Raw genomic sequence first — 21652 nt, forward strand, 5'->3', positions numbered from 1 at the left:
CCCGGGCAGCTGACGCGGCGTCTCCTGCGTTCGCCTTCTGCCCGTTTGGTGATACCCGGGCTGTTTGCGCCGTACGCCGGAAGGACACAACAGGAGTGCGGGTCTTTGCAGTTCACGCGCCCGCAGCGGGGATTCACCAATCGTGGAAGGCTGTTTGTCATGGTGATGGCGCAGCCCGAGCGGGGCGGGCTGCTGCCCGAGCGCGCGAGCGCCCCACGGGGCACACTCGCCACCACCGCCTGCATGGAGACACTTCAGGTGGGCTATCTGCACGCGGTCGCCGCGGCGGCCGGCTGCTCGCTGTCGCAGCCCTTCCCCGACAACGGCATCGACTGGCACGTCAGCCACAGCGCCCCCGGTCACACCGTCGACGACGAGGTGACCATCAAGGTGCAGCTGAAGTGCACCTACCAGGTACCGCCCAACCCCCCGGGCCGGTTCTTCTCCTTCACGCTCGACAACGCCCACCTGGCGAAACTCGCCCGTACCCCGGTCTCGGTGCACAAGATCCTCGTCGTGATGATCGTGCCCCGGTCGCAGGACCAGTGGCTGCGCGCCGGCCACGACCGGCTCGACCTCAGACACTGCTGCTACTGGGTCAACCTCGCCGGCCACCCCGTCACCGGCCGGCACCGCACCACCGTGCGGATCCCGACCTCGCGCATCTTCGACGACCGGGCCCTGTGCGAGATCATGACGCGGGTCGGGACGGGAGGCAGACCATGACACACCGCCCCCTCGACCAGCCGCTGCGACCGGTGCGACCGCACCCCGTCGGCGCCCACCGCAACCGCCTCCCCGCGCCCTCCGACGTCGACCCCGCCGTCCTCGGGGCCCTGCTGCGCCGGCACGGCTGGCAGCGGCGCGGCGGCGCCGCCGGCCGCTACGGCCGCTGGACCCCGCCCGGCCCCGGCGGCGCCGGCACCAGCCTGCTCGTGCCCGAGAGCCGCGCCTTCCCCGACAGCGACGACCTGCTCGGCGAGGCACTGGACGCCCTCGCCCGCAGCGGCACACCCTCCGCGCGCGAGGTACTGGTCGCGCTCAGCCTGCCCAGCGACGAGATCCGCTGGTGGCGGGACGTGCCGGAGGGGCCTGCCGACGCCGCCGGCTGGACCGTCGAGGAACGGCTGCGCGGCGCCGCCCGGCAGATGCTGCTCGCCGCCGCGCTCGCCACACGCGCGCGTGCCGGCTACCATGGCGCCCGCCACCGGCGTACGGCCGCAGCGTGCCTGGACCACGTCCTCGTCGGCTCCGCCGCCGACGGCCGCGGCCTGACCGCCTTCGTCCCCGTCGACCCCGGACGCCCCCTGGCCGTATGCCTCCACCAGGCCCTGTACGCCGTCCGCGAGGCCGTCGACTACCGCCGGGCCACCGGCGCCATGGACGCCTTCGACGGCGCCGTCCGCGCGGGCGCCAGCCGTGAGCTCACCGAGGCCGTCGCCGCCCTCGTCCGCGGCACCGAGGGCGCGCGCGTCGCCGTCGAGTGGGCGCCCGCCGCGGGCGTCCCCGAGGCCTGCGCGGCCGCCGCAGAGGCCGTCGAGTTCTCGCCGGGCGACCTGCCCGTGCTGCGTGAGGCGGGCGCCCGCTATCTGCACGCCGAACCGTCGGTGCCCGCGCGGATCACCGGCACCGTGGTGCGGCTGCGCCGAGCGCAACCACGCGGCGAGGGCACCGTACGGCTGCGGGTGCTCGCGGGCGCAGAAGTGCCGTACGTGCGCGCGACCCTGGACGAGGAGGACTACCGCATCGCCGGGCACGCCCACCTCGTCGGACTGCCCGTGCGGGTGCTCGGACGGCTGGAGAGCCGCGGCGGCTTCCGCCGGCTCACGGGCGCCTCCGGCGTCGTACCCGTGCAGGTGGACGACGAGGAGCGGGACCGGCTGATGAAGTCGTTGCAGGAGAACGCCAAGGACACGGACTGCTTCGAGGAGGCGTGCGGCGGGGACGACCGCGACTGACGCGGACGACCGCGACCGACCGTGGACCGTGCGTAATCGTTTCGCGGTCACGGGCCCGGGGTCGGTACGATCCCAGTCATGCGCGCGCTCCAGGTATGGCGCCGCACCCCACCTGCAGTCAGGAGAGACCGGTGTCAGACGTCCGTGTGATCATCCAACGCGATTCCGAGCGGGAAGAGCGCACGGTGACGACGGGCACCACGGCCGCCGACCTCTTCGCCGGCGAGCGCTCGATCGTCGCCGCGCGCGTCGGTGGCGAACTCAGGGACCTCGCCCACGAGATCGAGGACGGCGAGACCGTCGAGGGCGTCGAGATCTCCTCCGAGGACGGCCTCAACATCCTGCGCCACTCCACCGCGCACGTCATGGCGCAGGCCGTGCAGGAGATCTTCCCCGAGGCCAAGCTGGGCATCGGCCCGCCGGTCAGGGACGGCTTCTACTACGACTTCGACGTCGAGAAGCCGTTCACGCCCGAGGATCTCAAGGCCATCGAGAAGAAGATGCAGGAGATCCAGAAGCGGGGCCAGCGCTTCTCCCGCCGCGTCGTCACCGACGAGGCCGCCCGCGAGGAGCTGGCCGACGAGCCGTACAAGCTGGAGCTGATCGGTCTCAAGGGGTCGGCTTCGCACGATGACGGAGCGGACGTCGAGGTCGGCGCCGGCGAGCTGACGATCTACGACAACCTGGACGCCAAGACCGGCGAGCTGTGCTGGAAGGACCTCTGCCGCGGTCCCCACCTGCCCTCCACCCGGCTGATCCCGGCGTTCAAGCTGATGCGCAACGCCTCGGCGTACTGGCGCGGCAACGAGAAGAACAAGCAGCTCCAGCGCATCTACGGCACCGCCTGGCCGTCCAAGGACGAGCTGAAGGCGCACCTGGACTTCCTCGCCGAGGCCGAGAAGCGCGACCACCGCAAGCTGGGCAACGAGCTGGACCTGTTCTCCATCCCCGAGCAGATCGGCTCCGGCCTGGCGGTCTTCCACCCCAAGGGCGGCATCATCCGCCGGGTGATGGAGGACTACTCGCGCCGCCGCCACGAGGAGGAGGGCTACGAGTTCGTCTACACCCCGCACGCGACCAAGGGGAAGCTCTTCGAGACCTCGGGCCACCTGGACTGGTACGCCGAGGGCATGTACCCGCCCATGCAGCTCGACGAGGGCGTGGACTACTACCTCAAGCCCATGAACTGCCCGATGCACAACCTGATCTTCGACGCGCGCGGGCGGTCGTACCGGGAACTGCCCCTGCGGCTCTTCGAATTCGGCACGGTCTACCGCTACGAGAAGTCGGGTGTCGTGCACGGCCTGACCCGTGCCCGCGGCTTCACCCAGGACGACGCGCACATCTACTGCACCCGCGAGCAGATGGCCGACGAGCTCGACAAGACGCTCACCTTCGTGCTGAACCTGCTGCGCGACTACGGCCTGACCGACTTCTACCTGGAGCTTTCCACCAAGGACCCGGAGAAGTACGTCGGCTCCGACGAGGTCTGGGAGGAGGCCACCGAGACCCTGCGCCAGGTCGGCGAGAAGCAGGGCCTGCAGCTGGTGCCGGACCCGGGTGGCGCGGCGTTCTACGGCCCGAAGATCTCCGTCCAGGTCAAGGACGCGATCGGCCGCACCTGGCAGATGTCGACGGTCCAGCTCGACTTCAACCTGCCAGAGCGCTTCGACCTGGAGTACACGGCCGCGGACGGCACCAAGCAGCGCCCGGTCATGATCCACCGCGCGCTGTTCGGAAGCATCGAGCGGTTCTTCGCGGTCCTGCTGGAGCACTACGCGGGCGCGTTCCCGGCGTGGCTGGCGCCCGTCCAGGCGGTCGGGATTCCGGTGGGCGACGCCCACGTGGAGTACCTCCAGAAGTTCGCCGCGGACGCGAAGAAGAAGGGCCTGCGCGTCGAGGTGGACTCCTCCTCGGACCGCATGCAGAAGAAGATCAGGACGCATCAGAAGCTCAAGGTGCCGTTCATGATCATCGTCGGTGACGACGACATGAACGCGGGCACGGTGTCGTTCCGCTACCGCGACGGTTCCCAGGAGAACGGCATTCCGCGTGACGAGGCGCTGGCGAAGCTCCTCGACGTGGTGGAGCGCCGCGTACAGGTGTGATGCGGCGCCCAGCGACATAGGTCTTCAGGCCCCCGGGGTATCCCCGGGGGCCTTTGCCTGCCCGCAGGCCGCACGCCATATGCTGCACGCATGACGAGTGAGCCGGAGCAGCAGATCGGAGTGGGGACGCAGGACGCGTTCCAGCGCCTGTGGACGCCCCATCGGATGGCCTACATCCAGGGCGAGAACAAGCCGAGCGGCCCCGGTGCCGACGACGGCTGCCCCTTCTGCTCGATCCCGGCCAAGTCCGACGAGGACGGGCTGATCGTCCGGCGCGGCGAGCTGGTGTACGCGGTACTCAATCTGTACCCCTACAACGGCGGCCACCTGATGACCGTGCCCTACCGTCACGTCGCCGACTACACCGACCTGACCGAGGCGGAGACCGCGGAGCTGGCGGAGCTGACCAAGCAGGCGATGCGGGCGCTGCGCGCCGCCTCCGGCGCCCATGGCTTCAACATCGGCATGAACCAGGGCACGGTCGCCGGCGCCGGTATCGCCGCCCATCTGCACCAGCACATCGTGCCCCGCTGGGGCGGTGACACGAACTTCATGCCGGTGGTCGGCCACACGAAGGTGCTGCCGCAGCTTCTCGCCGACACCCGCAAGATGCTCGCGGAGGCCTGGCAGGAGTAGTCCGTCCGGCGGGCGTACGCCTCACGCGTCGTAGGAGTCGGCCTTCCTCGGCGACACGTCCTGGACGGCGCCGCTGAGGACCGCGGAGCGGGAGCCGAACTTCTCGACGTTCACGCCGTTCTCCTTGAGGACCTTGAGCGCCGCGGCGTGCACCACCCGCAGCACGGGGGTGGCGGCGCGCAGCGCGTCGTCGGCCATGAAGCGGTGCCGCCAGGGCTGGTCGGCCCAGGCGTGCCGCAGGCCGAACGGCTCGGGCAGGGTGAGGCTGCCGCCGAGCCACTTCAGCAGCGGCGGGTACCAGGACAGGGGGGCGCGGGCGGCGAGCCGTACCACCTCGTCGGCGTCGATCAGGGGCAGTTTCACCTTGCGGGTCTCCCAGAAGCGGAGCGCCTTCTGGACCTCCTTCTCCTTGGCCGCCGGTTTCTCGTTGAACAGGGGGTTGACCGGTCCCAGGGCGTGGCCGGTGACCTCGATGCGCAGGGTGTCGTGCAGCACCGTCACGGTGACCAGCATGGTGATCACCAGATGGCCGTCCCAGAGGGTCCACTGGACCCCGAGGTAGTGGCGGTCGCCGCTGCCGAACTGCTGCTTGTTGCAGATGTCCTGTATGGCGTGCGTCCTGACGGTGTACGTCTCGACGTCGGTGCCGCTCGGCCGGGAGACCTCCTTGGCGTTCTCCCCGATCGGTGTGACGACCCAGTGGGTGACGGTCGGCTTGGGGAAGCCGCCGGTGTTGACGGAGGTGCGTTCGAGCATGGCCAGGCCGCCCTGGATCGCGGTGATGACGTCCCAGCTGCGGAAGGGGTGGAACTCCTTGCCCGGTTCGGCGGAGACCAGTTCCTCGGCCAGCTGCCAGCTGCCCCAGCGGGTGCCCATGCCGAGTATGCCCTTGGGCCCGGCGTAGAAGACGGAGTTGGAGCGCTGCTCGGCGCTGAGCCGGGCGAGTTCCTTGCGTACTTGTTCGGCCGCGTCGCCGGGGTTGCCCGGAACGGCTTCGGGGATCTTGGCGCCCACGCCGCCGCCGGTCAGGAGGCCTTCCCAGCGCGCCCGCAGTTCGCGCGCCGAGCGTTCGCAGATCTGCTTGGCCCAGAACCAGCCGATCACGGGCATGACGACCGCCGCGCGTGCGTACCAGGCCCAGAAGTCGGTGAAGGGCATCCTGATCAGGAAGAGCACGGCGAGTGCGGCCATGGCGACCAGCAGGGTGTTGGCGAGCGCGCCGGCTCGTTTGTCCTCACGTTTGCCGATGGTGGCGCGCAAGGTGAACACGAGCAGCCACACGAAGAGGCCGGGCAGGAAGAGCAGCCCGCACAGTACCGTCACCGCCGTCAGCCAGTTGTCGCGGTCGCGGCGGATGCGGTGGGCGGCCAGGCAGTGCTCCACGACGACCTGGGGTTCGAGGCCGAAGGACTGGATGAGCGGTTTGCGCCCGGCGCCGAGCATGCGGTCGATCACCGCGCGGGAGAAGGCCTCGCCGAACCTGGGGCGGAAGATCTTCGCCCAGGGGCGCGGCAGACTGACCTTGGACTGGTGCCATTCGTTGTCCGCGGCCAGGATCTTGGTCACTTCGTCGTCCCGGTAGGCGGCCGCGGCGAGCGCGTTGGTCGCCGCCGTCTGCCCCGCCGAGCCGGACAGGGGCACCTGAGCCCCGGGACTGAAATCGAATCCGTCCGTCACTTCCGCCCCCATTGCCGCCGCTCCTGCATCTGCGGCCTTCCCGACTTCCCTGCCCCGCACACCTGTTGATCAGGTCATCAGGGTATCGGCAGCGGAGCGCGTGGGCAGGTGGACGGCCGGAGCCGTCCACCTGTTCGCAACGATGCGTTCCAGTGCCCTGGTTGTGCGCCGGGCGCGCCGACTATGAGGCCTCGCGCTCCTGTTGGCGTATGCGGTCGGCCACCTGGGGCGGCATCGGCTCGTGCCGTACGTACCGGCGGTCGAAGCGGGCCGTGCCGTGCGACAGGGACCGCAGGTCGATCGCGTACCGGCCGATCTCGATCTCGGGCACCTCGGCGCGTATCAGGGTGCGGCCGCTGCCCACCTGTTCGGTGCCCAGCACCCGGCCGCGCCGTCCGGACAGGTCGCTCATCACGGGCCCCACGTAGTCGTCGCCGACCAGCACGGTCACCTCGGCCACCGGTTCCAGCAGGTGGATCCGCGCGTCGGCCGCGGCCTCCCGCAGTGCGAGCGCGCCCGCGGTCTGGAAGGCCGCGTCGGAGGAGTCCACCGAGTGGGCCTTGCCGTCCAGCAGGGTGACGCGTACGTCGATCAGCGGGTGGCCGGCGGCGACGCCCTTGGCGGCCTGGGTCCGTACCCCCTTCTCCACCGACGGGATGAACTGCCGTGGCACGGCTCCGCCGACGACCTTGTCCACGAACTCGATGCCCGAGCCGCCCGGCAGCGGTTCCACCTCGATCTCGCAGATGGCGTACTGGCCGTGGCCACCCGACTGCTTGACGTGCCGTCCGCGCCCCGCGGACCGGTCCGCGAACGTCTCGCGCAGCGAGACGCGGTGCGGTACGACGTCGACCTGGACGCCGTAGCGGCTGCGCAGCCGTTCCAGGGCGACGTCGGCGTGGGCCTCGCCGAGGCACCACAGCACCACCTGGTGGGTGTCCTGGTTCTGCTCCAGGCGCATCGTCGGGTCCTCCGCGACGAGCCGGGCCAGGCCCTGGGAGAGCTTGTCCTCATCGGGTTTGCTGTGGGCCTGGATGGCGAGGGGCAGCAGCGGGTCGGGCATCTGCCACGGCTCCATCAGCAGCGGGTCGTCCTTGGCGGAGAGCGTGTCGCCGGTCTCGGCGCGGCCCAGTTTCGCCACGCACGCGAGGTCGCCGGCGATGACGTGCGTCACCGGGCGCTGCTGCTTGCCGAAGGGGGTGGACAGGGCGCCGACCCGCTCGTCGACATCGTGGTCCTCGTGTCCGCGGTCGGCCAGGCCGTGTCCGGAGACGTGCACGGTCTCGTCGGGGCGCAGGGTGCCGGAGAAGACGCGAATCAGGGAGACGCGGCCGACGTACGGGTCGGAGGAGGTCTTGACGATCTCGGCGACCAGCGGCCCGTCCGGGTCGCACGGCCGCAGTTCGCGCGGGCCGCCGTCGATGGTGGTGACCGCGGGTGCCTCGTGCTCCAGCGGGGTGGGGAAGCCGCGGATGATCAGCTCCAGGATTTCCACGGTGCCGATGCCCTGCTTGGCGCCCTCGGCGGCGGGCGCGGCGGCCAGGACGGGGAAGAACGCCCCGCGGGCGACGGCTCGTTCCAGGTCCTCGATGAGCGTCTTGACGTCGACCTGTTCACCGCCGAGGTAGCGGTCCATGAGGGTCTCGTCCTCGCTCTCGGCGATGATGCCCTCGATCAGCCGGTTGCGGGCCTCCTCCAGCTGCGGCAGCTGGTCCTCGCCCGGTTCGGACTCCTTGCGCTCGCCGGAGGAGTAGTCGAACAGCTTCTGCGTCAGCAGTCCGACCAGACCGGTCGCGGGCGCGTGCCCGTCGGGTCCCTGCGGGCCGCGCAGCGGCAGGTAGAGGGGCAGGACGGCGTCGGGGTCGTCCGCGCCGAACGCCTCCGCGCACACCCGTGTCATCTCCTCGAAGTCCGCGCGGGCGGCCTCCAGGTGAGTGATCACGATGGCGCGGGGCATGCCGACGGCCGCGCACTCCTCCCAGACCATGCGGGTCGAGCCGTCCACGCCGTCGGAGGCCGAGACGACGAACAGGGCCGCGTCCGCGGCGCGCAGACCGGCCCTGAGTTCCCCGACGAAGTCGGCGTAGCCGGGGGTGTCCAGCACGTTGATCTTGATGCCGTCCCATTCGACGGGCACCAGGGAGAGTTGTACCGAGCGCTGCTGCCGGTGCTCGATCTCGTCGTAGTCCGAGATGCTGCCGCCGTCCTCCACGCGGCCCGCACGGTTCACCGCTCCCGCGGTCAGCGCGAGAGCCTCCACCAGGGTCGTCTTGCCCGATCCGGAGTGGCCGACCAGCACCACATTGCGTACGGATGCGGGATGGTCGGCCGCCCTTGCCCTGCCGGCGGCTCCGGGGTGGGTCTGCGTCTTGTCGCCCATGATCCTGCCTCCCGTTGAGGGTGAGGTCACTGTGGGCGCGGACACGCGGCACCGCGTGCACTGGCGGCTCCTGCGACGCCCGCGGTCCTTCGAGCTTTCCACTCCCGTCACGCTGCGTCCATACGAAGGACCCGATCCCGGCGTCGACCAGCGCTTGCGCACGGGTGGTCGCCGGTGCCCGCTGAGGTCGGGCGCCCGACCTCCGCGCACGCGCGTGCGTGGCTACGATGGGCCAGCCGGTGGCCAGCAGGGGCCGCCCGGCGACACCGACCCTCGGGAAGGCCATGCTGAACAAGTACGCGCGTGCATTCTTCACGCGTGTCCTCACACCGTTCGCCGCGTTTCTCATCCGCCGGGGCGTGAGCCCGGACACGGTCACGCTCATCGGGACCGCCGGAGTGGTCGCGGGTGCGCTGGTCTTCTACCCGCGGGGCGAGTTCTTCTGGGGCACGGTCGTGATCACGCTGTTCGTGTTCTCCGACCTCGTCGACGGCAACATGGCCCGCCAGCTCGGCCGCTCCAGCCGCTGGGGCGCCTTCCTCGACTCCACGCTCGACCGGGTCGCCGACGGCGCGATCTTCGGCGGTTTCGCCCTGTGGTACGCGGGTCAGGGCAACGACAACGTGCTGTGCGCGGTGTCGATCTTCTGTCTGGCCAGCGGCCAGGTGGTGTCGTACACCAAGGCCCGGGGCGAGTCGATCGGCCTGCCGGTCGCCGTCAACGGGCTGGTCGAGCGTGCCGAGCGGCTGGTGATCTCGCTGGTCGCGGCCGGGTTCGCGGGCCTGCACAAGTTCGGGGTGCCGGGCATCCAGTACCTGCTGCCGATCGCCCTGTGGATCGTCGCCGCGGGCAGCCTGGTCACGCTGATCCAGCGGGTCGTCACGGTGCGCCGGGAGTCGGCCGAGGCGGAGGCCGAGGCGGCCCGGCGGGAGCAGGGGAGCGGGGCGGCGAAATGACCGTCCAGGAGCGGCTCACCGACGGGCTGTACGGGCTCGGCTGGGGCACCGTGAAGAAGCTCCCCGAACCGGTCGCCGCGCGGCTCGGCCGCACGGTCGCCGACCTGGCCTGGCGACAGCGGGGCAAGGGTGTGCGGCGGCTGGAGGGCAACTACGCGCGCGTGGTCCCCGACGCGACCCCCGAGCGCCTCGCCGAGCTGTCGCGTGCGGGGATGCGCTCGTACCTGCGCTACTGGATGGAGTCCTTCCGGTTGCCGGCCTGGAGCGCCGAGCGGATCAGGGCGGGCTTCGACCCCAAGGACCTGCACCACCTGACCGACGGTCTGGCGGCAGGCAGGGGCGTCGTCCTCGCCCTGCCCCACCTGGCCAACTGGGACCTGGCCGGCGCCTGGGTCACCACCGAGCTGAAGACGCCGTTCACGACGGTCGCCGAGCGGCTGAAGCCGGAGACGCTCTACGACCGGTTCGTCGCCTACCGCGAGGGCCTCGGCATGGAGGTCCTGCCGCACAGCGGCGGCTCCGCGTTCGGCACGCTGGCCCGGCGGCTGCGCGACGGCGGCCTGGTCTGCCTGGTCGCCGACCGTGACCTGTCGGCCTCCGGGGTGGAGGTGACGTTCTTCGGCGAGACGGCCCGGATGCCCGCCGGGCCCGCCCTCCTCGCCCAGCAGACGGGAGCCCTGCTGCTGCCCGTCACCCTCTGGTACGACGACTCGCCCGTCATGCGGGGCCGTGTCCATCCCCCGGTCGACGTGCCCGGGACAGGTACGCGGGCCGAGAAGACGTCTGTCATGACACAGGCGCTGGCCGACGCCTTCGCCACGGGGATCGCCGAGCATCCGGAGGACTGGCACATGCTTCAGCGCTTGTGGCTCGCGGACCTGGATCCCGGGCGGGATCCGGCGCGTCCCGGGAAGGCGACGGCGTGAGGATCGGCATCGTCTGCCCGTACTCGTGGGACGTGCCCGGTGGTGTGCAGTTCCACATCCGGGACCTGGCGGAGTACTTCATCGGCCTCGGCCACGAGGTGTCCGTCCTCGCCCCCGCCGACGACGACACCCCGCTGCCTCCCTACGCCGTCTCGGCCGGCCGGGCGGTCCCGGTGCCCTACAACGGCTCGGTGGCCCGGCTCAACTTCGGCTTCCTGTCGGCGGCCCGGGTGCGGCGCTGGCTGCACGAGGGCCGGTTCGACGTGATCCACATCCACGAGCCGACCTCGCCGTCGCTGGGCCTGCTGGCCTGCTGGGCGGCCCAGGGGCCGATCGTCGCCACCTTCCACACCTCCAATCCCCGGTCGCGGGCGATGATCGCCGCGTACGCCATCCTCCAGGCGGCCCTGGAGAAGATCAGCGCGCGGATCGCGGTGAGCGAGTACGCCCGCCGCACCCTCGTCGAGCACCTCGGCGGCGACGCGGTGGTCATCCCCAACGGCGTCGACGTCGACTTCTTCGCCCGTGCCGAGCCCAGGCCCGAGTGGCAGGGGGACACGATCGGTTTCATCGGCCGCATCGACGAGCCCCGCAAGGGCCTGCCCGTGCTGATGCGGGCGCTGCCCGGTATCCTCGCCGCCCGCCCGGGGGCCCGTCTGCTGGTCGCGGGCCGCGGGGACGAGGAGCAGGCGGTGGAGGACCTGCCGAGGGAACTGCGCTCGCGCGTGGAGTTCCTGGGCATGATCAGCGACGAGGACAAGGCGCGTCTCCTGCGCAGCGTGGACCTGTACGTGGCCCCGAACACCGGCGGGGAGAGCTTCGGCATCATCCTGGTCGAGGCCCTGTCGGCCGGAGCCCCGGTCCTCGCCTCGGACCTGGACGCCTTCGCCCAGGTCCTGGACCAGGGCAAGGCCGGTGAACTCTTCGCCAACGAGGACGCCGACGCCCTCGCCGAAGCCGCCGTGCGCCTGCTGTCCGACCCGTCCCGCCGAGCCGAACTGCGCGAACGCGGCAGCACCCATGTGCGCCGCTTCGACTGGTCGACCGTCGGCGCCGACATCCTCTCCGTCTACGAAACGGTCACCGCCGGCGCCGCGGCCGTCGCCGCCGACGAACGCACCACGGGGCTGCGGGCCCGCCTGGGCCTGGCCCGCGACTGACCTCGGCAACGCATCCGGGACGCAAGGCCCCGGCCGTCCGGGCGGCGCGTCCCGGTAGCCTTGCCGCCCGTGACCGTAACGCTCATCTGGATTGTCGTCGCGCTCGTGGCCATCGGGCTGTATCTGAGCTGGACGGCCGGGCGGCTGGACCGGCTGCACGCCCGTATCGACGCCGCGCGGGCCGCGCTGGACGCGCAGTTGCTGCGGCGGGCCTCGGTGGCGCAGGAACTGGCCACCTCCGGCGTGCTGGACCCGGCCGCATCCATCGTGCTGTACGAGTCCGCGCACGCCGCGCGGCAGGCCGAGGAGGAGCAACGGGAGGTCGCGGAGAGCGAGTTGAGTCAGGCTCTGCGGGCCGTGTTCGCAGAGGCCCAGCAGGTCGAGGCGGTGCGCGAGGCGCCCGGGGGAGAGGAGGCGGCGCACGAGCTGACCGAGGCCGTGCGCAGGGTGCCGATGGCCCGCCGCTTCCACAACGACGCCGTGGGAGCCGCCCGCCGGCTGCGCGAGCACCGCAAGGTGCGGTGGTTCCGGCTGGCCGGACACGCCCCGTTCCCCATGGCCTTCGAGATGGACGACGAGCCGCCGACGGCCCTGGCGGAGCGGGCCGCCTGACCGGAACCGGTGGCGCCCTTTCGGGCGGTGCCGGGCGAAAAGGATCCACCGGGTTCCCATTGGCCCTTGCCGTGGACTGGTCCAATCCCGTTTCCTCGGTGACGCACCACACCCTCTTCTCACCAAGTGAGGTCACCCGTGTCCACCACGATTTCCGACTCCGCCCAGACTCCCGAGACCGGTACCGCCCGTGTGAAGCGCGGCATGGCCGAGCAGCTCAAGGGCGGCGTGATCATGGACGTCGTCACGCCGGAGCAGGCGAAGATCGCCGAGGACGCGGGCGCCGTCGCGGTCATGGCCCTGGAGCGTGTCCCCGCCGACATCCGCAAGGACGGCGGCGTGGCCCGCATGTCCGACCCGGACATGATCGAGGGCATCATCGACGCCGTCTCCATTCCGGTCATGGCCAAGTCCCGCATCGGCCACTTCGTCGAGGCCCAGGTCCTTCAGTCGCTCGGCGTCGACTACATCGACGAGTCCGAGGTCCTCACCCCGGCCGACGAGGTCAACCACTCCGACAAGTGGGCCTTCACCACCCCCTTCGTCTGCGGCGCCACCAACCTCGGCGAGGCCCTGCGCCGGATCGCCGAGGGCGCCGCGATGATCCGCTCCAAGGGCGAGGCCGGCACCGGCAACGTCGTCGAGGCCGTCCGCCACCTGCGCCAGATCAAGAACGAGATCGCCCGCCTGCGCGGCTACGACAACCACGAGCTGTACGCCGCCGCCAAGGAGCTGCGCGCCCCGTACGAGCTGGTCAAGGAGGTCGCCGAGCTGGGCAAGCTCCCGGTCGTGCTGTTCTCCGCCGGCGGTGTGGCCACCCCCGCCGACGCGGCCCTGATGCGCCAGCTCGGTGCCGAGGGCGTCTTCGTCGGCTCCGGCATCTTCAAGTCCGGCGACCCGGCCAAGCGCGCCGCCGCCATCGTGAAGGCCACCACCTTCTACGACGACCCGAAGATCATCGCGGAGGCGTCCCGCAACCTCGGCGAGGCCATGGTCGGCATCAACTGCGACACCCTCCCCGAGACCGAGCGCTACGCCAACCGCGGCTGGTGAGCCGGTTCCGAGGGACCGCACGCAGAGAGACCTCACGTACATGACCGACTCACCCGTCATTGGCGTCCTGGCCCTCCAGGGCGACGTACGGGAGCACCTCATCGCCCTGGCCGCGGCGGACGCCGTGGCCAGGCCGGTGCGGCGCCCCGAAGAGCTCGCCGAGGTCGACGGCCTCGTCCTCCCCGGCGGCGAGTCCACCACCATCTCCAAGCTGGCCGTCCTCTTCGGAGTGATGGACCCCCTCCGCGCGCGCGTGCGGGACGGCATGCCTGTCTACGGCACCTGCGCCGGCATGATCATGCTCGCCGACAAGATCCTCGACCCGCGTTCGGGCCAGGAGACCGTCGGCGGTATCGACATGATCGTGCGCCGCAACGCCTTCGGGCGGCAGAACGAGTCGTTCGAGGCCGCCGTCGACGTCAAGGGCGTTCTGGGAGATCCTGTGGAGGGCGTTTTCATCCGCGCCCCCTGGGTCGAGTCCGTCGGCGTCGGAGCCGAGGTGCTCGCCGAGCACGACGGCCACATCGTCGCGGTCCGCCAGGGTAACGCGCTGGCCACGTCGTTCCACCCGGAACTGACCGGCGACCACCGTATGCACGCCCTGTTCGTCGACATGGTGCGCGCGAACCGGACAGCGGAGTCCTTGTAGGATTCCTGCGTTCGTACGCAGACGGGTTACGCGAAGGAGACAGGCAGATGTCCGGCCACTCTAAATGGGCCACGACGAAGCACAAGAAGGCCGTCATCGATGCCAAGCGCGGCAAGCTCTTCGCGAAGCTGATCAAGAACATCGAGGTCGCGGCTCGCATGGGCGGCGTCGACCTGGACGGCAACCCGACGCTCTACGACGCCGTGCAGAAGGCCAAGAAGCAGTCGGTGCCGAACAAGAACATCGACTCGGCCATCAAGCGCGGCGGCGGTCTCGAGGCCGGCGGCGCCGACTACGAGACGATCATGTACGAGGGTTACGGGCCGAACGGTGTCGCGGTGCTCATCGAGTGCCTCACCGACAACCGCAACCGCGCCGCCTCCGACGTTCGCGTCGCCATGACCCGCAACGGCGGCTCCATGGCCGACCCGGGCTCGGTGTCGTACCTCTTCAACCGCAAGGGCGTCGTGATCGTCCCCAAGGGCGACTTGGCGGAGGACGACGTCCTGACGGCCGTCCTGGAAGCGGGCGCCGAGGAGGTCAACGACATCGGCGAGTCCTTCGAGGTGCTCAGCGAGGCCACCGACCTGGTGGCGGTCCGCACCGCCCTCCAGGAGGCCGGCATCGACTACGACTCCGCCGAGGCCAACTTCGTCCCCACCATGCAGGTGGAGCTGGACGAGGAGGGCGCCAAGAAGATCTTCAAGCTGATCGACGCGCTCGAGGACAGCGACGACGTGCAGAACGTCTTCGCCAACTTCGACGTCAGCGACGAGATCATGGAGAAGGTCGAGGCGTAACGCCGCCGCGGACGCGCGGTCGCCCCGCACGCATGACGGGCCGGTGGGACATTCCCGCCGGCCCGCCGTCGTTGTCGGTGGCAGCGGATAGCCTGGCGTCAGGCAAAGATCACCACCACGGACCGCGACCATGTCACGAGGGGAGGGGACACGCGTGCGCGTACTGGGAGTCGACCCCGGACTGACCCGCTGCGGCGTCGGTGTCGTCGAGGGAGTCGCGGGCCGGCCGCTGACCATGCTCGGCGTCGGAGTCGTCCGCACCCCCGTGGACGCCGACCTGAGCCACCGCCTCGTCGCCGTCGAGCAGGGGATAGAGCGGTGGCTGGACGAGCACCGCCCCGAATACGTGGCGGTGGAACGCGTGTTCAGCCAGCACAACGTGCGCACGGTGATGGGCACCGCCCAGGCCAGCGCCGTGGCGATGCTGTGCGCGGCCCGCCGTGGCATCCCGGTCGCCCTGCACACCCCCAGCGAGGTCAAGGCCGCCGTCACCGGAAGCGGCCGCGCCGACAAGGCGCAGGTCGGCGCCATGGTCACCCGGCTGCTGCGGCTCGCCGCGCCCCCCAAGCCGGCCGACGCCGCCGACGCTCTCGCCCTGGCCATCTGCCACATCTGGCGAGCCCCCGCCCAGAACCGGCTCCAGCAGGCCGTCGCCGCGCACGCGGCCGGACACCCGACGACAACGACGACAACGAAAGGCCGTACGGCATGATCGCCTTCGTCAGCGGCACGGTCGCAGCCCTCGCCCCCGACGCCGCGGTGATCGAGGTCGGCGGTGTCGGCATGGCCGTGCAGTGCACCCCGAACACGCTGTCCACGCTCCGCCTCGGCCGGCCGTCCAGGCTCGCCACCTCCCTCGTCGTACGGGAGGACTCACTGACCCTGTACGGCTTCGCGGACGACGACGAGCGCCAGGTCTTCGAGCTGCTGCAGACCGCCAGCGGGGTGGGACCGCGGCTCGCCCAGGCGATGCTGGCCGTGCACACGCCCGACGCCCTGCGCCGGGCCGTCGCCACCGGCGACGAGAAGGCCCTCACCGCCGTCCCGGGCATCGGCAAGAAGGGCGCCCAGAAGCTCCTGCTGGAGCTCAAGGACCGGCTCGGCGAGCCCATCGGCGCACCCGTCGTCGGCGCACCGGTCACCCAGGGCTGGCGCGACCAGCTGCACGCGGCGCTGATCGGCCTCGGGTACGCCACCCGCGAGGCCGACGAGGCGGTGACCGCCGTGGCACCCCAGGCCGAGGCCGCCGGCGGCACGCCCCAGGTGGGCCAGTTGCTCAAGGCGGCCCTGCAGACCCTGAACCGAGCCCGCTGAGCCAGGAGTACGTGAGTGAACTGGGACGACACGACCGACACGCCCGCCGCCGAGGAGCGCGTCGGCCCCGGGGCGGAGCGGCTGGTGGGCTCCGCCGCCGACGGTGAGGACCAGGCCGTCGAGGCCGCCCTGCGCCCCAAGGACCTGGGCGAGTTCATCGGCCAGGAGAAGGTCCGCGAGCAGCTCGACCTCGTGCTGCGCGCCGCCCGGGCGCGCGGCGCCACCGCCGACCACGTGCTGCTGTCCGGCGCCCCCGGCCTGGGAAAGACCACTCTGTCCATGATCATCGCGGCGGAGATGGGCGCCCCCATCCGCATCACCTCGGGTCCCGCCATCCAGCACGCCGGCGACCTCGCGGCCATCCTGTCCTCCCTCCAGGAGGGCGAGGTGCTCTTCCTCGACGAGATCCACCGCATGTCGAGGCCCGCCGAGGAGATGCTCTACATGGCGATGGAGGACTTCCGGGTCGACGTGATCGTCGGGAAGGGGCCCGGCGCCACCGCCATCCCGCTCGAACTGCCCCCGTTCACCCTCGTGGGCGCCACGACACGCGCGGGCCTGCTGCCCCCGCCGCTGCGCGACCGCTTCGGCTTCACCGCGCACATGGAGTTCTACGGGCCCGCGGAGCTGGAGCGCGTCGTCCACCGCTCGGCGAACCTGCTCGACGTCCGGATCGACACCGACGGCGCCGCCGAGATCGCCGGCCGCTCCCGGGGCACCCCGCGCATCGCCAACCGCCTGCTGCGCCGCGTCCGCGACTACGCGCAGGTCAAGGCAGACGGGACCATCACGCGCGAGATCGCCGCCGCGGCCCTGGCGGTCTACGAGGTCGACGCCCGCGGCCTCGACCGGCTCGACCGGGCGGTCCTCGAGGCACTGCTGAAGCTCTTCGGCGGCGGCCCGGTCGGCCTGTCGACGCTCGCGGTCGCCGTGGGCGAGGAACGTGAGACCGTCGAGGAGGTCGCCGAGCCGTTCCTCGTCCGCGAGGGCCTGCTCGCCCGTACTCCGCGCGGCCGTGTCGCCACCCCCGCAGCCTGGGCGCACCTCGGTCTCACCCCGCCCGGCTCGTCAGCTGCGGGAAACGGACAACAGGGCCTGTTCGGGGCGTGAGGGCTGAGGTATTGGCCCGGGGAGGAACCCAGGTGTCATGCTGAGCGTTGTTCCTTGCATGCGGACTCGCCTAGACTCCGCCGATGCCGCCTTTGTAGGCAGTACACATACCCCCAACCAATCAGGCCGCTCCCCATCGCGGTCGTGTGAAGGAAGTTCCGACCCGTGAGTCTCGTGACCCTCCTCCCGTTCATCGTGCTCATCGGGGCCATGTTCCTGATGACCCGGTCGGCCAAGAAGAAGCAGCAGCAGGCCGCGGACATGCGCGACCAGATGCAGCCCGGTAGTGGTATCCGCACCATCGGGGGCATGTACGCCACGGTCAAGGAGGTCAACGACGACACGGTCCTCCTCGACGCGGGCCCGGGCGTCGATCTGCTGTTCGCCAAGAACGCGATCGCGACCGTCCTGAGCGACGACGAGTACAACCGCATCGTCCACGGCGTCGAGCACGACCTGAAGTCCGACGCCGACCTCGTCCCCGACGACGCCTCCTCCCTCACCGGTGCCGACGAGTCCGCCGACACCGACGGCGCCTCCGACGACAAGCCCATCGACCTCGGCAAGAAGGACGCGGCCGAGGACCCGGCCGAGTCGGCCGAGGAGCCGGCCGACGCGGCCGAGGCGAAGGCGGAGGACGAGCCGAAGAAGACCGACGGCGACTCCGAGGCGAAGTAGTCACCACCCAGGGCGCGCGGCACGACCTGCGCGCGCCCTGGGATGCGTTCACTTCGCGCGGGATTCCGACACCATGTGATGGCCGTCGCCGAGCTCACCCGGCGCGGGACGGCCCGAGAGGGAGTAGCTGAAAAGGTGGCTGTATCCAAAAAGGGACGCAGTGCGAGCGCCCAGAGCAAGCCGGGGCGCTCGCTGGCCCTCATTCTGATCGCCATCGTGGCGCTCACCGGAGGCATGTTCGTCACCGGCAACACCGCTCCGCGCCTGGGCATCGACCTGGCCGGCGGTACGAGTATCACGCTGCGGGCGGTACCGGAGCGCGGTCAGGAATCCGCGGTCAACAAGGCCAACATGGACACGGCTGTCAACATCATGGAACGCCGTGTCAATGGTCTCGGTGTATCGGAGGCCGAGGTCCAGACCCAGGGGAATGACAACATCATTGTCAACATCCCCAAGGGCACCAACTCCAAGCAGGCCCGGGAGCAGGTCGGCACCACCGCGAAGCTGTACTTCCGCCCGGTCCTCGCCACCGACATCAGCGGCGCCGCCCCGGCCGAGCCGTCGCCCAGCACCTCCCACAAGGCGACCGACAAGTCCACCGGCGCGGCGACCCCCTCCGGTTCCCCGACTCCCTCGGCCACCGAGACCAAGCAGGGCCGCCCGGTCACCGACGCTCTGAAGGCGGACGCCACCCCGTCCGCGAGCGGCTCCTCGGCCAGCCCGAACGCCTCGGCGAGCCCGTCGGCCTCCACCAGCGCCGCACCGTCCCCGAGCAGCGGCTCCGGTGACGCGAACAGCAAGCTCCAGGCCGAGTACGCCGCCCTGGACTGCAGCAAGCAGGACGTGCGTGCCACCGCCGGCAAGGGCGTGCTGCCCACCGAGTCGACCGTCGCCTGTGGCCAGAGCTCGCAGGGCCAGTGGCAGAAGTACCTGCTCGGCCCCGCCCAGGTGGACGGCACCGACGTCAAGAAGGCAGACGCCGTCTTCAACACGCAGACCGCCTCCGGCTGGACCGTGACCATGGAGTTCACCTCCAAGGGCGCCACGAAGTTCGCCGACATCACCGGCAAGCTGGCCCAGAACCCCTCGCCGCAGAACCAGTTCGCCATCGTCCTGGACGGCGACGTCGTCTCCGACCCGTACGTCAGCCAGGCGCTGACCGGCGGCAGCGCGGAGATCTCCGGCCACTTCACCCAGGAGGAGGCGCAGAGCCTCGCCAACATGCTGTCCTACGGCTCGCTGCCGCTGACCTTCAAGGAGGACAGCGTCACCACCGTGACCGCCGCGCTCGGCGGCGAGCAGCTGCACGCCGGTCTGATCGCGGGCGCCATCGGCCTGGCCCTGGTCGTGATCTACCTGGTGGTCTACTACCGCGGCCTGGCGATGATCGCCATCACTTCGCTGATGGTCTCCGCGATGCTGACGTACACCCTCATGTCGCTGCTCGGCCCGACCATCGGCTTCGCGCTGAACCTGCCGGCCGTGTGCGGCGCGATCGTCGCGATCGGTATCACCGCGGACTCGTTCATCGTGTTCTTCGAACGCATAAGGGACGAGATCCGCGAGGGCCGCTCGCTGCGCCCCGCCGTGGAGCGCGGCTGGCCGCGGGCCCGGCGTACCGTCCTCGTCTCGGACTTCGTGTCGTTCCTGGCCGCCGCCGTGCTGTTCATCGTGACCGTCGGCAAGGTGCAGGGCTTCGCGTTCACGCTCGGTCTGACCACGGTGCTCGACGTGGTCGTCATCTTCCTGTTCACCAAGCCGCTGATGACGATTCTCGCCCGTCGGAAGTTCTTCGCCAGTGGCCACAGCTGGTCGGGACTGGATCCCAAGCGCCTGGGCGCCAAGCCTCCGCTGCGCCGCACCCGCCGTCCCTCCGCCCCCATCGAGACGAAGGAGGCGTGAGGTGTCCAAACTCGGCAACCTCGGCGCCCGACTGCACCACGGCGAGGTCGGCTACGACTTCATCAAGAACCGCAAGATCTGGTACGGCATCTCCATCCTGATCACCATCACGGCCATCCTGGGCCTGGCGGTGCGTGGCCTGAACATGGGCATCGAGTTCCAGGGCGGAGCGGTCTTCACCACGCCGAAGCACATGAGCGCGTCGGTGGCCCAGGCGGAGAGCTACGCCCACGACGCCGCCTCCGGCGCGGAGTCGATCGTGCAGAAGCTCGGTGACGGCACCCTGCGCATCCAGATCGCCGGCATCGAGACCGGCAAGTCCGACCAGGTCAAGGAAGCTCTGGCCAAGGACCTGAAGGTCAATCCGGAGCACATCAACGCCGACCTGGTCGGTCCTAGCTGGGGTGAGCAGATCGCCAACAAGGCCTGGCAGGGCCTGGGGATCTTCATGGTCCTGGTCGTGATCTACCTGGCGATCGCGTTCGAGTGGCGCATGGCGCTGGCCGCGCTCGTCGCGCTGATCCACGACCTGACGATCACCACCGGCGTCTACGCCCTCGTCGGCTTCGAGGTCACGCCCGGCACGGTGATCGGTCTGCTGACGATCCTCGGTTACTCGCTCTACGACACGGTCGTCGTCTTCGACAGCCTCAAGGAGCAGACGAAGGACATCACTCGGCAGACCCGCTGGACGTACAGCGAGATCGCGAACCGCTCGATCAACGGCACGCTGATCCGTTCCATCAACACCACCGTGGTGGCGCTGCTGCCGGTGGCGGGCCTGCTGTTCATCGGCGGCGGTGTGCTCGGCGCGGGCATGCTGAACGACATCTCGCTGTCGCTGTTCGTCGGCCTCGCGGCCGGTGCGTACTCCTCGATCTTCATCGCCACGCCGCTCGTCGCCGATCTCAAGGAACTCGAGCCGCAGATGAAGGCCCTCAAGAAGCGCGTGCTCGCGAAGCGGGCGCACGCGGCGGCGCAGGGCGAGTCCCTGGAGGCGGAGTCCGCCGGGGTCACCGCCGGTGACGAGCCGGAGGACCTGGAGGACGCCGCACCCGCCGTGGTGGGCCCGCGCAACCAGCCCGCCTCCCGCGGCCGGGGCCGCGGCCGACCCTCGGGGAAGCGACGATGACCGATGTCCAGGAGCTGCTGCTCAGCCGCATCCGTGATGTGGCCGACTATCCGTCGCCGGGGGTGATGTTCAAGGACATCACCCCGCTCCTGGCGGATCCGGCGGCGTTCACCGTCCTCACGGACGCGCTGGCGGAGGTCGGCACCCGGGAGGGGGCGACGAAGGTCGTCGGCCTGGAGGCCCGCGGCTTCATCCTCGGCGCCCCGGTCGCGCTCCGCGCGGGCCTCGGCTTCATCCCCGTGCGCAAGGCGGGCAAGCTCCCCGGAGCGACGCTGAGCCAGGCGTACGACCTGGAGTACGGCTCGGCGGAGATCGAGGTCCACGCGGAGGATCTGAGCGCGGGGGACCGTGTTCTCGTCGTCGACGACGTGCTCGCGACGGGAGGTACCGCGGAGGCGTCCATCCAGCTCATCCGGCGGGCCGGGGCGGAGGTCGCCGGTGTGGCGGTACTGATGGAACTCGGGTTTCTCGGTGGGCGGACCCGGTTGGAGCCGGCGTTGTCGGGGGCGCCGCTGGAGGCGCTCCTCCGGCTCTGAGTGTGGTGTGTGGGGGCCTGGGGCTTGGTGCCCCGGGCCCCCTGTTCCGGGGCTGCGCCCCC

General features: G+C 70.7%; 20 protein-coding genes. 18 read left to right on the forward strand and 2 right to left on the reverse strand.

From position 1 onward, the window contains the following. Positions 1-159 precede the first annotated feature (159 nt). From TNCT6_RS26045 to TNCT6_RS26060, 4 genes are all read left to right on the forward strand, one after another. Positions 160-726, forward strand: coding sequence for a DUF4365 domain-containing protein (locus TNCT6_RS26045; RefSeq protein WP_141362703.1), 567 nt, complete (start codon positions 160-162; stop codon positions 724-726). Further along, positions 723-1958, forward strand: coding sequence for a hypothetical protein (locus TNCT6_RS26050; RefSeq protein ID WP_141362705.1), 1236 nt, complete (start codon positions 723-725; stop codon positions 1956-1958). Before TNCT6_RS26045 ends, TNCT6_RS26050 begins: the two co-directional genes overlap by 4 nt. A 131-nt stretch (positions 1959-2089) precedes the next feature. After that, positions 2090-4066, forward strand: coding sequence for a threonine--tRNA ligase (thrS, locus tag TNCT6_RS26055; protein WP_141362707.1), 1977 nt, complete (start codon positions 2090-2092; stop codon positions 4064-4066). A 90-nt stretch (positions 4067-4156) separates the two neighbouring features. Further along, complete coding sequence (locus TNCT6_RS26060) at positions 4157-4702, forward strand: HIT domain-containing protein (RefSeq protein ID WP_141362708.1); 546 nt, start codon at positions 4157-4159, stop codon at positions 4700-4702. Positions 4703-4723: 21 nt separating this feature from the next. Here the strand turns inward: TNCT6_RS26060 and TNCT6_RS26065 are convergent, their stop codons facing one another. Continuing rightward, a complete protein-coding gene (locus TNCT6_RS26065) occupies positions 4724-6391 on the reverse strand; it encodes a cytochrome d ubiquinol oxidase subunit II (RefSeq protein WP_141362710.1) in 1668 nt (555 codons plus the stop codon). Positions 6392-6560: 169 nt separating this feature from the next. Next, on the reverse strand, positions 6561-8759 hold the full coding sequence (locus TNCT6_RS26070) for an elongation factor G-like protein EF-G2 (RefSeq protein WP_141362712.1): 2199 nt from the start codon (positions 8757-8759) through the stop codon (positions 6561-6563). 227 nt (positions 8760-8986) lie between these two features. On the opposite strand from TNCT6_RS26070, the gene pgsA reads away from it, so the two are divergent. From pgsA to TNCT6_RS26140, 14 genes are all read left to right on the forward strand, one after another. Further along, positions 8987-9715, forward strand: a complete 729-nt coding sequence (pgsA, locus tag TNCT6_RS26075; protein ID WP_141362714.1) for a phosphatidylinositol phosphate synthase — start codon at positions 8987-8989, stop codon at positions 9713-9715. Further along, a complete protein-coding gene (locus TNCT6_RS26080) occupies positions 9712-10641 on the forward strand; it encodes a phosphatidylinositol mannoside acyltransferase (RefSeq protein ID WP_141362716.1) in 930 nt (309 codons plus the stop codon). The genes pgsA and TNCT6_RS26080 overlap by 4 nt, the downstream gene beginning before the upstream one ends. Next, positions 10638-11801 carry a glycosyltransferase family 4 protein gene (locus TNCT6_RS26085; RefSeq protein WP_141362718.1) on the forward strand — a complete coding sequence of 388 codons (1164 nt, stop codon included), beginning with the start codon at positions 10638-10640 and terminating at the stop codon, positions 11799-11801. The genes TNCT6_RS26080 and TNCT6_RS26085 overlap by 4 nt, the downstream gene beginning before the upstream one ends. Before the next feature lie 69 nt (positions 11802-11870). Further along, positions 11871-12413: a hypothetical protein gene (locus TNCT6_RS26090; protein ID WP_141362720.1), complete on the forward strand. Its 543-nt coding sequence runs from the start codon at positions 11871-11873 to the stop codon at positions 12411-12413. A gap of 204 nt (positions 12414-12617) precedes the next feature. Next, positions 12618-13466, forward strand: a complete 849-nt coding sequence (pdxS, locus tag TNCT6_RS26095) for a pyridoxal 5'-phosphate synthase lyase subunit PdxS (protein ID WP_253266445.1) — start codon at positions 12618-12620, stop codon at positions 13464-13466. Between the two features lie 40 nt (positions 13467-13506). Continuing rightward, positions 13507-14115, forward strand: coding sequence for a pyridoxal 5'-phosphate synthase glutaminase subunit PdxT (gene pdxT, locus TNCT6_RS26100; protein WP_141362724.1), 609 nt, complete (start codon positions 13507-13509; stop codon positions 14113-14115). Positions 14116-14162: 47 nt separating this feature from the next. After that, entirely contained in the window at positions 14163-14915 is a 753-nt protein-coding gene (locus TNCT6_RS26105; protein ID WP_141362726.1) for a YebC/PmpR family DNA-binding transcriptional regulator, read from the forward strand. A gap of 154 nt (positions 14916-15069) precedes the next feature. Further along, positions 15070-15627 carry a crossover junction endodeoxyribonuclease RuvC gene (ruvC, locus tag TNCT6_RS26110; protein ID WP_141362728.1) on the forward strand — a complete coding sequence of 186 codons (558 nt, stop codon included), beginning with the start codon at positions 15070-15072 and terminating at the stop codon, positions 15625-15627. Further along, on the forward strand, positions 15624-16229 hold the full coding sequence (gene ruvA / locus TNCT6_RS26115; protein ID WP_141362730.1) for a Holliday junction branch migration protein RuvA: 606 nt from the start codon (positions 15624-15626) through the stop codon (positions 16227-16229). The genes ruvC and ruvA overlap by 4 nt, the downstream gene beginning before the upstream one ends. Before the next feature lie 15 nt (positions 16230-16244). Further along, entirely contained in the window at positions 16245-17339 is a 1095-nt protein-coding gene (gene ruvB / locus TNCT6_RS26120) for a Holliday junction branch migration DNA helicase RuvB (RefSeq protein ID WP_141362732.1), read from the forward strand. Positions 17340-17504: 165 nt separating this feature from the next. Next, complete coding sequence (yajC, locus tag TNCT6_RS26125) at positions 17505-18017, forward strand: preprotein translocase subunit YajC (protein WP_141362734.1); 513 nt, start codon at positions 17505-17507, stop codon at positions 18015-18017. Positions 18018-18152: 135 nt separating this feature from the next. Then, positions 18153-19922 carry a protein translocase subunit SecD gene (secD, locus tag TNCT6_RS26130; protein ID WP_141362735.1) on the forward strand — a complete coding sequence of 590 codons (1770 nt, stop codon included), beginning with the start codon at positions 18153-18155 and terminating at the stop codon, positions 19920-19922. A 1-nt stretch (position 19923) separates the two neighbouring features. Beyond that, positions 19924-21054, forward strand: coding sequence for a protein translocase subunit SecF (gene secF / locus TNCT6_RS26135; RefSeq protein WP_141362737.1), 1131 nt, complete (start codon positions 19924-19926; stop codon positions 21052-21054). Next, the gene (locus TNCT6_RS26140; RefSeq protein ID WP_141362739.1) at positions 21051-21590 is read left to right on the forward strand and encodes an adenine phosphoribosyltransferase; all 540 of its coding nucleotides are present in this window, start codon (positions 21051-21053) and stop codon (positions 21588-21590) included. Before secF ends, TNCT6_RS26140 begins: the two co-directional genes overlap by 4 nt. Positions 21591-21652 lie beyond the last annotated feature (62 nt).

It is taken from the genome of Streptomyces sp. 6-11-2 (assembly GCF_006540305.1).
Lineage (GTDB): Bacteria > Actinomycetota > Actinomycetes > Streptomycetales > Streptomycetaceae > Streptomyces.